At 35.9% G+C, this 13,426-nt stretch carries 11 protein-coding genes and 1 tRNA gene; 3 read left to right on the forward strand and 9 right to left on the reverse strand.

What is annotated here, in order from left to right; genetic code table 11:
• Nucleotides 1–171 precede the first annotated feature (171 nt).
• The 3 genes from AABB81_RS15590 to AABB81_RS15600 all read right to left on the reverse strand — a co-directional run bounded on the left by AABB81_RS15590 (nt 172) and on the right by AABB81_RS15600 (nt 4,496).
• Entirely contained in the window at nt 172–1,971 is a 1,800-nt protein-coding gene (locus AABB81_RS15590; RefSeq protein WP_342161494.1) for a DUF885 domain-containing protein, read from the reverse strand.
• A gap of 171 nt (nt 1,972–2,142) precedes the next feature.
• A complete protein-coding gene (locus AABB81_RS15595; protein WP_342161495.1) occupies nt 2,143–2,868 on the reverse strand; it encodes a DUF6090 family protein in 726 nt (241 codons plus the stop codon).
• Nucleotides 2,869–3,485: 617 nt separating this feature from the next.
• Nucleotides 3,486–4,496 (reverse strand): hypothetical protein, encoded by a 1,011-nt coding sequence (locus AABB81_RS15600; RefSeq protein ID WP_342161496.1) that lies wholly within the window; start codon nt 4,494–4,496, stop codon nt 3,486–3,488.
• 516 nt (nt 4,497–5,012) lie between these two features.
• On the opposite strand from AABB81_RS15600, the gene AABB81_RS15605 reads away from it, so the two are divergent.
• Nucleotides 5,013–5,831, forward strand: coding sequence for a DUF5694 domain-containing protein (locus tag AABB81_RS15605; protein ID WP_342161497.1), 819 nt, complete (start codon nt 5,013–5,015; stop codon nt 5,829–5,831).
• 428 nt (nt 5,832–6,259) lie between these two features.
• The gene (locus AABB81_RS15610) at nt 6,260–7,516 is read left to right on the forward strand and encodes a DUF2254 domain-containing protein (RefSeq protein ID WP_342161498.1); all 1,257 of its coding nucleotides are present in this window, start codon (nt 6,260–6,262) and stop codon (nt 7,514–7,516) included.
• Nucleotides 7,517–8,359: 843 nt separating this feature from the next.
• On the opposite strand, the gene AABB81_RS15615 is transcribed toward AABB81_RS15610, so the two are convergent.
• From AABB81_RS15615 to AABB81_RS15635, 5 genes are all read right to left on the reverse strand, one after another.
• Nucleotides 8,360–8,433, reverse strand: a tRNA-Arg gene (locus tag AABB81_RS15615).
• A gap of 62 nt (nt 8,434–8,495) precedes the next feature.
• A complete protein-coding gene (locus tag AABB81_RS15620) occupies nt 8,496–8,735 on the reverse strand; it encodes a putative signal transducing protein (protein WP_342161499.1) in 240 nt (79 codons plus the stop codon).
• 101 nt (nt 8,736–8,836) lie between these two features.
• Nucleotides 8,837–8,989 carry an SsrA-binding protein gene (locus tag AABB81_RS15625; protein WP_342161500.1) on the reverse strand — a complete coding sequence of 51 codons (153 nt, stop codon included), beginning with the start codon at nt 8,987–8,989 and terminating at the stop codon, nt 8,837–8,839.
• Between the two features lie 63 nt (nt 8,990–9,052).
• Nucleotides 9,053–10,768: a M56 family metallopeptidase gene (locus AABB81_RS15630; RefSeq protein ID WP_342161501.1), complete on the reverse strand. Its 1,716-nt coding sequence runs from the start codon at nt 10,766–10,768 to the stop codon at nt 9,053–9,055.
• A gap of 4 nt (nt 10,769–10,772) precedes the next feature.
• The gene (locus AABB81_RS15635) at nt 10,773–11,144 is read right to left on the reverse strand and encodes a BlaI/MecI/CopY family transcriptional regulator (protein WP_342161502.1); all 372 of its coding nucleotides are present in this window, start codon (nt 11,142–11,144) and stop codon (nt 10,773–10,775) included.
• Nucleotides 11,145–11,361: 217 nt separating this feature from the next.
• Between AABB81_RS15635 and AABB81_RS15640 the strand changes: the two genes are divergently transcribed.
• A complete protein-coding gene (locus tag AABB81_RS15640) occupies nt 11,362–12,297 on the forward strand; it encodes a calcium/sodium antiporter (RefSeq protein ID WP_342161503.1) in 936 nt (311 codons plus the stop codon).
• Between the two features lie 62 nt (nt 12,298–12,359).
• Here AABB81_RS15640 and AABB81_RS15645 read toward each other — a convergent pair whose 3' ends face one another.
• Nucleotides 12,360–13,370, reverse strand: a complete 1,011-nt coding sequence (locus AABB81_RS15645) for a glutamine synthetase beta-grasp domain-containing protein (RefSeq protein WP_342161504.1) — start codon at nt 13,368–13,370, stop codon at nt 12,360–12,362.
• Nucleotides 13,371–13,426 lie beyond the last annotated feature (56 nt).

Consider the following 13,426-nt stretch of genomic DNA (forward strand, 5'->3'; position numbering starts at 1 on the left):
CAGATAGAATATTCCGAAGGAATGTTCGCAAGTCGGCAAGTGCCCCAAGCAATTAATTATACACGGTGCTGGCAGTAGTTTTTTTACTCATTAGGATCAAGTTCATATGTTCAATGCAGATTCTCAAAATATTTTTAGGTACAAATTTTTGGATGTGAAAAATAATAATTATCACTGTTTATTTGCCCACTCATCCATGGAGCGTTCAATAATGTCTAAGGGCATACAACCATCTTTTAAGTATTCATCATGGAAAGCGGCCAGATTGAATTTATCACCTAAAATGTTGCTGTATTTATTTCGTAACTCCCAAATTTTTAAAGAACCTGTTTTATAGCTCAATGCCTGGCCGGGATTAACCATATACCGCTCTATTTCTGCTACTGCCCCATCTTTGCTGATGGCTAAATTTTGCATCATGTAGTTAATGGCTTCTTCCCGTGTCATTTTACCGGTATGTATAGCAACATCTACCACCAGTCTTATGGCACGCCAAATCTCATCACCCAAAGCACCAAGGTGCTGATAAGGGTCCGTATATAATCCCAGTTCCTTTCCTAAACTTTCACAATACAGGGCATATCCTTCACCATAGGCTCCATACCAAATGTATTTCCGAAATGCAGGTAAATCATTATTTTCAGATTGAATACTGATCTGGAAATGATGCCCTGGTAATGCTTCATGCAGGAATGTACTTTCCATACCATTGGTAATATTGAATTTTGTTGCATCCACAATGGGGATATAATAAATGCCCGGCCTGCTGCCATCAGGCAAGCCTGGATAATATTCTGCACTAGCACTTGCTGCCCTGAAGTCTTCCGTCTGCCGTATTTCAAATTTTGTTTGTGGCATTAGGGAAAACATTTTTTTTAGGTTCGGATCGATTCGCTCCTGTATTTTCCTGGTAGCAACCAACACTTCCTCTGCAGTTTTAAAAGGCATAAATTGTTTATCCGTCCTCATAAAAGTGAACAAAGAATCAAGGCTGCCTTTGAATGCAAGCTGATTTTTTACCATTTCCATTTCATCCCTGATACGACTCACTTCCAACAGACCCGTTTGGTAAATTTTATCTGGAGTATTATTTGTTGTGGTCCAGTATTTAACAAGGTAGGTGTATAGACTATCACCTCCTGGCAATGCATTAATGCCTGAAGTTGATCTGGCTTTTGGCAAATATTCCGTTTGTAGAAAATCGGCCAGTTTTTTATAAGAAGGCACAATGATATTATTGATCACATCAATATATCCTGCGGTCAATCTTTTTTTATCTGCATCGCTGAAGTCATCAGGCATTAATTGGACGGGGCCATAAAACAAACTGTTGTTTGTATCAGAGGTAACAAGGTCCAACATCTGCGGGATCATTTTTATTACTGCTGCTTTAGGCAACACATAATTATTTTCGATACCTTTTTTAAAAGCTACTATAGCACTGTCAGTCCAGACCGAAAAAGCAGTAGCTCTTTCTAACCAGTTTTCGTAATCTTTAACTGTTTTAAAAGGTTGAATACCACTGCCAGATCCCATTTGCCCGAAGATGAGAGGCAACCCATTAAACTGGTCAAAGGGGATGTATATGTTGTCGTTTAAAAATGTGCTTCCCATGAAATTTAAATCCAATCCGCGGAGTTCCATGTCTATATCATAGCTTAAAATGTCATAGCTTTTTTTATCATTGTCATTCAAAGTGGCTGGATCAAACTTGCTGAGCGCTTGCTTATATTTAATGAAAAAATCTTTGAGCCGGGTACGGTAGCTATCTGTAAAATCAGCAGGCAAAAGATGATTATAGCGGGTATCACCATTGTAAGTTGCTTCCAGTGGAAATAGTTCCATCCTTTCATCATAATAATTTTCCAGAGTATTTGCCAGATCAACATTAGAGGAGATTTCCCGGCTGTGTTTATTTGAATTACAACTTAAAGCGGCAATTATTAGAAACGAATAAATTATTTTGTTCATTTTTTTGGTTTTAGTGATTTTATTAAAATTACTATCAACGGTCTCGGTTATGAGTAGTTGCGTGGTTTAGCGGTTAACTTAGCAAATAAATCACAGATAGAATATTCCGAAGGAATGTTCGCAAGTCGGCAGTGCCCCAAGCAATTAATTATACACGGTGCTGTGCTTTCGTTATTTTCTTAATTCAGATTCTATAATTGCAAGTGTTTCTTTTATATAACCTTGGATTTTAAGTTGATATATTAGTCTATGGTTTTCAACAATCGTTTTATCTATCAATAACCCTAAAAATATTTTGTGAGATAAAATTTCATTAGCAGCTTCTTTAATTTTACTATCGCCTATTACGAGGTTTAAGTCATCATATACTTGATGCCTCATTAAAGTAGGAGAAAATGGTGCGGCCAGCTTATTAATCTCATTCATAAAGAACATAGATTCTTCATGGTCCTCAAAACCAGATTTAACTTCAGATGTAAATTGAGCAAGATTTTTTTTTAGAGTTTCATTTTTTAAAATATTAATGTTTCCTGAACTTAAAATGCCATCATAAGTACCGGTAACATATTCAGCTCTATACCAAGATTGTGCACCATTAGTAAACATTTCCGCTATTGAATCAGGCGTAATATGTTTATTATTAGACAAAATAGTTTTTATTAATTCTTTGCTATATCTAATAACCTTTTCTTCTTTTTTAATAGTTTCTTGAAGCCGTAAATTATTTTCTTTAAAGTCATCATTTAGAGAAATAAGTAGTTTTTGTTCCTCTTTCTTTAATTTGTTGATTTCGTTCCAATTATTTATCTGAAGAGCTATTAATATCCCAATCACCACCAGTATAATCTCCCCAATAGCATATCTCATATACTTCAGAGGCTTATTATCATCTGCCATTTTTTTTCTGATTCGTCTAAAAAAATTTATCATAATTATTAATATCAATGCCCGCGCGCCATCTGGCCCATGCGCTAAAAATGTCTACCAGACATTTTCTTGACGCTCTGTCCTCTGAAGAAGGGGATCATATGTTTGGTTGTTGAAGTTTAAATATAGGTTAAATGCCTGTTCCAAAAGGATCATATAGGACGAAGGATGCTAAATCACTTTCGAGGGTGTTTAAATACTTACCGAGGGCATCAAGAAAAAATAAATGCTAATGTGCGGCAGTGGAGGTTGTTCTAATATCGTTTTTAGCGATGATTATACTGAAATGTATATCTACTGCCTAAATCTATTTTAAAGCAAAAAAGTGTCGGATGGCAGTGCCTTAAATTGGAAGATTTGTATGATGCTTAAACTTCAGAAATAAGGAAATTGGTGTATTATAATTTTTGGAATATGGAGTTAGATGAATTGATTGATGAGTTAGGGGAGTGAAAAACTACACATCTAATTCTGATATAAATATCAAAATGGTTTCTTCGACACATTGGTTTTGATAATGAATTTCTAATAAATGAATGCCATTTGATTTGAGGTAAGTTCTTTTTATATCATCTCTTCTCAGTGTTTCATTCAAGCCTTTTTCCCCCCCCGAATTGATTGACTGGCTCATAATGTTGCCTTCCGTTAAACTCAATAACCATATTGAAATTAGGTAAATAAAAGTCACATTTCAGCATCCTCTTATCTCGCAGTTTTCTAAAAGTAAATTGTTGATGAAATTCAATTTGTCTATTGGTCAAAATTCGTTTTACTAAATCTTCACCTTTAGAAATATTACAATTAGGACAACCGCTACCTCCTTGATGATAGGCAGGAACCTGAAAAAATGAACCATGCTTAGAGCATATTATCTCCACGGGAGTTTTCATGTCTGCAAAATCAATCAGAGAGTAGTTGTACAAATTATTATGAACTTTGAGAGAATCTGTTATAAAACCTTCTTTAGACTTCTTTTGCTGTTCATGAGTTTCAATAATAGAACAAGTTAAACATCCACTTCCGTTTAGATGATTTTGTGGTTCTTGCTCAAATTCTCCATGTTCGGGGCATATTATAATGACTTTAATATTATTTCTCCTATAATCTACCTTTGAATAATCATACTTGTCTGAATGCTTTTCGTTTGAACGCAGAATGAAATCATCTAATGGAAGTCTTTTTAAATCTCCAATTTTTAGCAAACCACATTGAGGACAACCTTGCCCGCTCCTTGCATGCTCATCTGCTAATTGAAAAAATATCCCATGCTCAGGGCATTCTATCTTTGTCTTAGAAGACAATTTCTTGAAACTATCTTTAAAGTAAGTGTATTTGTATTCATGAATTTCATTAGCCTTTTTTACAAAGTCTATAAATGAAGCCCTTTTAGATATTCCACTCTGTTTTTTTCCGCAAGTGAAACATCCTTGACCTCTAAATAGTTGTTCTGTAGTCGTAAACCAACTGCCATGCTCCTTACAAACTAACTCGATTTTAGTTCTTCGATTTACATACACGATTTTTGACAAGTCATACTTATCACAATGGACTTCTCTAATGCGTTCAATTATATCCGCTTGAGTTAATTTCTTAGCCATTCCCTAAAGATATGTTACAACTAAACCTTAAACCATGAGAATTATCAATCTATTGAAATATGCCCTTATGAAGGTATGGGGAAAATTATAATTATTGCATGAATCAATTTACGCATGCGAGGTTGAAATCATGCAATTAACCATATCAAACATGCACACACAGCATTACGATTTAAGCTTTTACAGCCTTTTGGTGATTCATGGTATATAAGGTTAGAATTCAAAAGATAAGACCTAAATCTATTCATTGTAAAACTATCTGTTTAACCTTCTTTCGAAGGCACTTCGTATCCCCTGTTAAGGGTATATTTACTTCTCAATGATATATATCACAACATTCTTAAAGTAAATCCTATATATTCGATTCTAATTTTGATCAAAAGCTAGTAAGAAAGTAAGGTCGCATTGTTATTTTGTTGAATAGTCCGATATAAGCTGATAAATATTTTCATATAGCTAGTTGGCAATAATTTGTAGCAAAACAACTATGTAAGTCGTCACCCAAGAAAAGTAAACATGAAAAGATATATTATTGTAATACTATTACTTCATTCTTATTCGATTTTAAAAGCGCAAGAAGTTGAAGTATTAACACTTGGAACATTTCATTTTGCATTTCACAATAGAGACGTTCAAAAGACTGATAAAAAAGATCAGATTGATGTATTAAAGCCCGAATATCAAAATGAAATAGAAACAATTGTTAGCATGATTGCCAGATTTGAGCCTACAATAATAGCTATTGAAATTGATCCGGATAAACAGTCTAAAATTGACTCCCTTTATAAAGCTTATCTTACCGGTAAGCATATGCTAGAAAGGAGCGAAACAGAACAGATTGGATTTCGATTGGCAAAGCAGTTTAGATTAAAAACCCTCTATTGTGTTAATGATTGGGGAAAGCTTCCTGACGAAATTCAACAAGTTGTATATGGGAATGATACGATTGCAAAGCAAAAATTTATGAATTTTTTCTATAACAACCCAGACTCCTTGTTGATATATGAAGACGACAACCTTTTTAAAAGTGAAGGTATCTTGGCAGAATTACGTAATAGAAATAGTGAAGAATTCTTGAAACATGATTTAGGAAACTATCTAATCAGTATTTTTAAATACGAGACAGATGATAATGAATTTTTTGGAGTAGACTTTACAACAGGTTGGTGGTATAATCGAAATTTAAGAATATTCAGGAACATACAGAAAATTCCAACCAAGCCTAATGATAAAATATTAGTAATCTACGGATCTGGTCATATGAACATGCTTAATACTTTATTTGAAGTCTCACCTGAATATAGATTAGTTCGTGCAAATGATTATTTAAAATAAACTATTGCCAACAATATTAACCATTGAGTTTTAGATTTCAATTTACGTATATGACGAGAAAATAGGTGAAATGATCATACCAAACATGCACATATAGCATTACGATTTAAGCTTTTACAGTCTTTTGGCGATTCCTGGCATATAAGGTTAGAATTCAAAAGTTAAGCCCTAAATCTATTCATTGTAACATTCTCTGCTAAACTTCATTTCGAAGGTACTTCGTATCCCCCGCTAAGGGTATTTTTCTCACTAAATGATATAAATCACAACATTCTTCAAGTAAAACCAATATATTCGATGTTAATTTTGATTAAAAGCTATCAAGAAAGTAAGATTGCATTGTTATTGTGTTGAATAGTCCGATATAAGCTGATAAATATTTTCATATAGCTAGTTGTGCACCATGCTTAAAACCTAATTTGAAGGTTATGAAAAAAACTATCGTTATTTATTTTCACAGGCTGCGTGAGCAATTATGGTTTAGACCTTTGCTATTCTGTTTAGGATCAGTTGCTTTGGCATTATTTGCTCACCAAGCAGATGGAACCAGATTAGACACACTAGTTCCTAGCATAAAAACAGAATCGATTAAGGGTTTGCTGGACACTATATCTGCCAGTATGTTGGTAATCTCAATATTTGCTGTTGCATCAATGTTATCAGCATTCGCTGCAGCAAGTAACACTGCAACCCCAAGGTCATTTAAGATTGTAGTGACAGATGATGTGTCGCAAAATGCCCTATCTGTTTTCATAGGATCATTCATATTTAGTATAGTTGCTACCGTAGCCCTTGATAATGGGTATTATGACAAGTCTGGAATATTTATTCTTTTTTTACTCACCTTATCGCTATTGACATTGGTCATACTTACTTTCTTAAGATGGGTAGACGGAATTTCAAGATTAGGAAGATTAGAATATACCATATCTCAGATAGAATCGGTTGCTGCTAAATCATTATCCGCACACATTAAACAACCTTTCCTGAATGCGCTTCCTATTACGACCCCTTTCTCACATGGACAATCCGTTCTTAGTAACTCTGTTGGTTATGTCCAACATGTAGATATGGCAGCTTTACAAGCATTGGCTAAAAAGATGGGCTTGAAAATTCAACTCCATTGTCTACCAGGAGATTTTATTCATGAAAATTTTGAGATTACATCCTTCACTACTATTGAGGATTCAAACTTGGACGAAATAACACAAAAGATCAATGCTGCCATTCATATTGGTGATACCAGATTGTATGACGAAGATCCTCGATTTGGGCTTATTGCATTAACAGAAATTGCCAGCAAAGCACTATCTACGGGAATTAATGATCCCGGAACTGCCATTCAAATTATTGGCAGTCATGAACGACTGTTTTTTTTATGGAACGAAGCAATTGAAAATAAAAAAGAAACTACCATCCTTTATGATTGTATAGAAGTTCCCAGCATTTCGATGATAGATTTTTTTGATGATGCTTTCACACCTATTTCCAGAGATGGTGCTGGTAATTTAGAAGTGATGCTAAGGTTGCAAAAGGCATTTAAATCAATAGAAACGATAAATCAAACGGATATAAAAAAAATGGCAATCAAATATTCAAAAAAGGCATACAATAGAGCGGAACTATCCATGAAATATAAGCCTGACCTTGAGATATTAAAAAAGGAATGCTTATTCTACCATTAAGTAAACAAAAAAACGGATGCACAACAAAGACTATATCCAATAAGGGTTTTAGTGGTAAACCGAGAGTAAACACATATATTGAAAAATAGAAATAGAAAATTAAAAATAAATAAGCTTGGTACTTAAAAAGTTTTAAAACTAACAATGGCAATAAGCAATTCCAAGTTCTCGCTTACTTCTGAAAGTTTGCGTTGATTTTCAGTTCTGCCGTTATAATAATCGTACCATTTTGGACTTCATATGGACCAAGACACCTAAATAAAAAATGCAATCAGCTAGTTTGTAGATGATTGCATTATTGTAAAGTGACCTCGACAGGATTACTTGGCAATGATCCTTATAAATCAAAATTCCGAGTAAAAGCAGCAATTTTCAATTGAATTACTTCGAAATTCAAAGTTCGGTATTCAGAGTTCGATATTCAAACAGGATTACTTGGTAGTGATCTTTATACGCGATAATTTATTTTCTCATCGCCTCGCAAGTGATCACCTCAGCTCCGATCGCCTGAGTTCCGATCGCCTCACAAGCCTACTTCGACATTCAGAGTTCGGTATTCAGAGTTCGATATTCAAACAGGATTACTTGGTAGTGATCTTTATAAGCGATAATTTATTTTCTCATCGCCTCGCAAGTGATCGCCTGAGCTCCGATCGCCTGAGTTCCGATCGCCTCACAAGCCTACTTCGAAATTCAAAGTTCGGTATTCAGAAAAGAAATATTAGGAGTGATTACGAAACGGATTGCCTTCGGCCTTCCTGACAAAGCTCCGCTTTGAAAATCAAAAAGCCGCAAAATCAAAAAAGCAAGCTTTATGATTTAGCTTGCTTTTTGATTCATTCGTGACCTCGACAGGATTCAAACCTGTAACCTTCTGAGCCGTAATCAGATGCGCTATTCAGTTGCGCCACGAGGCCTGATTGATAAGGGCTGCAAATATATTTCTTTTTTAGAGAATAGAAAAAATAATGATAAAAAATTAAATGCCCATAGCTTTCTTAAAAGCTTCTAAAATCGGGCGTGCATTTTCAAGGTCTTCTTCGTAGATAAAGAGCTCAACCTGAGAAGGAGAGCCTCCATAAAACCCGGCGCGTAAGCCTGATTGAAAATTATTCTTGACCATTGAAGGAATTTCGTTGTCATCGAGGTCAAGTTGTAAACGTTGAATCTCAATAAGTGATCCCGTAAATAATTTGATGTGTTTCGATTGATCATCCATAACAAAGAGTTTTCTTAAAGATACGAAAATGCCTTGATTTGAAAATGCCTTGATTCAAAAATTTTAAAATTGCTTAGAACTTTACGCTTCAGCTTTAAAACTCAATCCAAGCTATTCCTCGTCACGTAATACCGCCATCCTATAAGGGCCATTTGCCACTTTTTTGCTTTACTCATATCAACTTCCCTTTTACCCAGGCTTGGGAGGATTAGTTTATTGATTCTGGCCAGAATCCTGAATAATTGTTTTTTCATAAAGACAAAAATAAAAAATCGCCTTGAACAAGGCGATTTTTTATGATTTAGTTTTGATTGAACTTACTTTTTTGTTTTGATGACCACCACGCCATTCTTGGCTTTTTCGCCATATTCTTCAATAGCCTTATCGCCTTTATAAACATTTACGGTTTCAATGGACTCAGGGTCTATGTCTTCTAAACTGCCGCCTTCCATTTCTTTGCCGTCAACAATCATCAGGGGTTGTTCGCCGTCTTCGCTGATGAACATCATTTTTTTGGCACCTTTATCTGATTTGCCTATTTTCTTAACGGTTACCTCAACTTCTTCCCCGTCTTTATGGACTTTTTTGATCATCACTTGATTTTCACCGTCATTTTCTTCATCAATTTCAATGATTTTAATTTTTTTGACCTTGGTCGTATCACCTGATTCGGAGACCCAGACTTTCTCCTCCCAATCATTGTCACCTTTGGTTTTTATAACCACTTTTTTCCCATTGGTTACTTTGACTTCGGTTTGTTCGCCTTCTTTTGAAACCCAAACGAAGTTTTCATTATGGTTTTCCGACCCCTCTCCTGATTTACGGATAAAAATTTTATTTCCATCGCTGTCGCTATCTGTGCTGAAAAAAACATGATGGCCTTCCATGCCTTTCATATTGCCCAGTGCAAGGGCTCCTTTGTCATCAAATTTGATGCTGATGGGTTTAATGGGCGAAGTGCCTGATTGCGAAATCCGGGCCTTGTTGTTCTGCTTGTTTGAAACGTTCACCTGAATGCCGGTGATCTCGTTATTGTCATTGTATTTCAGTTTTTTATAATTTAGATTGATGCCTTTTTTCAGCAAATTGGCCTTGAGGGCTTCAAGATCGCTTTTCTGAAAATCCTTGGTAATCATTTCGATTTCCACCTTGTTATGGATCTCATGTTTTTCTGTTTTTTTCTCCTGGGCGATGACCTTGGTATTGAAGGTCATCACGAATGCGACGAGTATGGGTATGATGAATATAAATTTTGCGTACATCATTTTACCTGATTTGTTTTTGTGTAACATGTTGATTCGTTTTTTAATGATTGAGTTATAGAAATTGCTTGTTAATGGCAGTGAATAATTGGGAGTAACTGTTTTTAACAATAAATACTGATAAGATTCTTTGGCCTTGAGGTCTCGCTGAGCACCCTGATCTGCAATGAATTCAAGGTTTTTTTGTATTTCCCTGTGATATAACCAAGCCAATGGGTTAAACCAGTTAAAGATGATCAGCAGTTGCGATAACAGTATGTCCAGGGTATGGAATTGTGTTGCGTGCACCTTTTCGTGTGCTATGATCTGATCCAGTTCATTTTCATCAAATCCGTTGTTCGGATAAATGATATAGTTGAAGAATGAAAACGGGCTGATCGACTCTTCGGTCGAAATAAAGATAAAGCGTCCTATTTTCTTTTTGGGCAACCTGATGATAAAGCGAGACAGGGAAGCAAGTTGCATCAAAAACCTGATAGCAAAGAAGATGATCCCTGCGCCGTAAAGTGTCAGAAGTATGGTCATCAGATCAAATTGTCCTGATTCAGATGAAGCAGTTTCGGCAACTGAGGTAGTGATGGTTTGTCCGGCAAAAAGATCTTCAATATAGACGTATTCAGGGATGAGGATCAGGGGTGTCACAAGGGCGCTAATGACCCCCAGGATAAAATATACCCTGATGCTGTTGAAAAAAGTTTCGTTTTCAAGGAACAGTTTATAAAATATATAGAACAGACTGAGTACAGCAGAGAATTTGATAAAATATTCCATAGCGCTAAGATTGTTTTTTTTGTTTTTTTTCAATAATCGAAATAATCTCCTTTAGTTCGCTCACGCTGATCTTTTCTTCCTTGGCAAAAAAGGAAACCACGTTTTTATAGGAGTCTTCAAAATAATGTTGAATGGTTTTCTGCATAAATGTTTTTTTATACGCCTCTTTGCTGATTGCGGGATAGTACTGATGAGATTTGCCAAAAGCGTGATACTTTATAAACCCTTTTTCCTCCATATTGCGAACCACTGTTGAAATAGTGTTATAGTGAGGTTTTGGATCAGGTAATTCGGCAATGATTTCTTTGACAAATGCCTTTTTGAGATTCCATAAGACCCTCATGATCTCTTCTTCTTTGTTGGTGAGCTTCTCCATATTAAATTTATTTCAAATCAAATATAAACTAATAATGTAGTTGTATAACTAGAAATATAGTTATTTAACAAAATATTAATATAATGAAGGGAGAAGGGAGAAGGGAGAAGTGAGAAGTGAGAAGGAGCACACTTTCAATCACCATGCAAACAGGAACCAATTTAATTTGTGGGTCCCAAATAAATTCTAAGGCTTATATTTGCCGAAAACAGATTGCATGAATTATGTTTTGATACTGGCAGGCTTTGCCATTCTTATTTTTGGGGGTAATTGGTTGTTAAAAGCTGCCGTTTCTCTTTCTCTTCGGTTTGAGATTCCAAAAATAGTAATTGGTATGACCGTGGTTTCTTTTGCCACTTCCGCACCTGAATTGATCGTGAGTCTGAATGCTGCTCTTGACGGACATCCTGATATTGCCCTGGGCAATGCCATAGGCTCAAATATTGCCAATTTAGGTTTTGTTTTGGGTATTGTGATCATTGTATCGACTATTCAGGTTGAAAAAAGTTTTTATATCACTGACTGGCCCGTAATGATGCTGGCTTCTTTTTTACTGTATGGATTTTTAGCTTTTGACGGGCAGATTCAGCGTTGGGAGGGAGTTGTTATGTTTTCGATGCTTCTCGTATTTCTTGTTTATCTTCTTAAATTTCAAAAAACAGCTGTTGTCGATGAAATGCCCGAAGATGATCAGGTCTTCACATATGTTCAAACAATGGGTTATCTGGTATTGGGGGGAGTAGGCTTATGGATTGGTTCTGAACTCCTGATAGAAGGTGCCGTAAACCTGGCCAATGAATTTGGCGTTAGCAAAAGGATCATTGGTGTAACCATCATCTCCATAGGGACAAGTATTCCCGAACTCGCAGCCTCTCTGATAGCTGTTTTAAAAAAGGAAAAAGCCATTTCTCTTGGGAACCTTTTAGGATCTAATGTATTTAATATTTTGGCAGTTCTCGGAATCACCTCCATGATCACTCCAATCATAGCTGAAGATGAGGGTTTGATGAATTTTGATCTGATCTGGATGCTTTTGTTTGCCCTGATCGTGTTCCCCCTGGTATTTGTTCCTGTCAGGATGAGATTGTCCTGGAAAGAAGGGCTTATCCTTTTAGGGTCTTATGTGGTGTTTATAGCCATGCTTGTTCAATAAAAATGCCCTCTAAAAAAGAAGGCATTTTTACTTATAAACCAATATAAAATTTTATTTCAAACTTAGATCTTGGCAGATTTAACCGTCTGGATAATTCTTCCTGCGATCTTATATGGATCACCGTTAGAAGCCGGTCTACGATCTTCTAGCCATCCTTTCCAACCGTTCTCAACAGTAATTATAGGAATACGGATAGAAGCACCCCTGTCAGAAACTCCATAGCTAAAGTCAGAAACGTGTGCTGTTTCGTGCAGTCCTGTCAGCCTTTCATCATTATATGCTCCGTAAACACCAATGTGTTCATCTGTCAATGGTCTGAAGGCTTCACAAATTTTCTCATAAATTTCTTTAGAACCACATGTTCTTAAGGTAGTATTTGAAAAGTTGGCATGCATACCAGAACCGTTCCAGTCTCCTTTAACAGGTTTTGGATGTAGTTCAATGTAGTAACCATAGCTTTCGGTTAACCTGTTTAATAAATAACGGGCAATCCAGATCTCGTCTCCTGCTTTTTTTGCTCCTTTGGCAAACAATTGGAATTCCCATTGTCCCGGCGCCACTTCCTGGTTGATACCTTCGAAGTTTAAACCTGCGGCTATACAAAGATCAGCATGTTCTTCAACAAAATCTCTTCCCCATGTGTATCGTCCACCAACTGAACAATAGTATTTTCCTTGTGGACCAGGAAAACCACCTCTTGGGAATCCAAGTGGAAGATCTGTTTCATTATCCATTAAGAAATATTCCTGTTCAAATCCGAACCAGAAATCGTTGTCATCATCATCAATTTTTGCTCTTGCGTTTGAAGGATGCGGGGTTCCATCAGCAGATAATACTTCAGACATGACTAACCATCCATTTTCTCTTGCAGGATCCGGGTAGATCGAAACAGGTTTCAATAAACAGTCTGATGAACCTCCTACTGCTTGCTCCGTAGAAGATCCGTCAAAAGACCATAATTTACAGTCTTCTAATTTTCCACTAAAATCTTCTTCGATTTTAGTTTTACTTCTCAATTCCTGAGTAGGTTGGTGTCCGTCTAACCATATATACTCTAATTTTGCTTTGCTCATAAATTTCTAGATTAAATAGTTCGACGACAAATATAATTATAATTGATATACATCAA

Source organism: Lutimonas vermicola (assembly GCF_038433205.1).
GTDB lineage: Bacteria > Bacteroidota > Bacteroidia > Flavobacteriales > Flavobacteriaceae > Lutimonas > Lutimonas vermicola.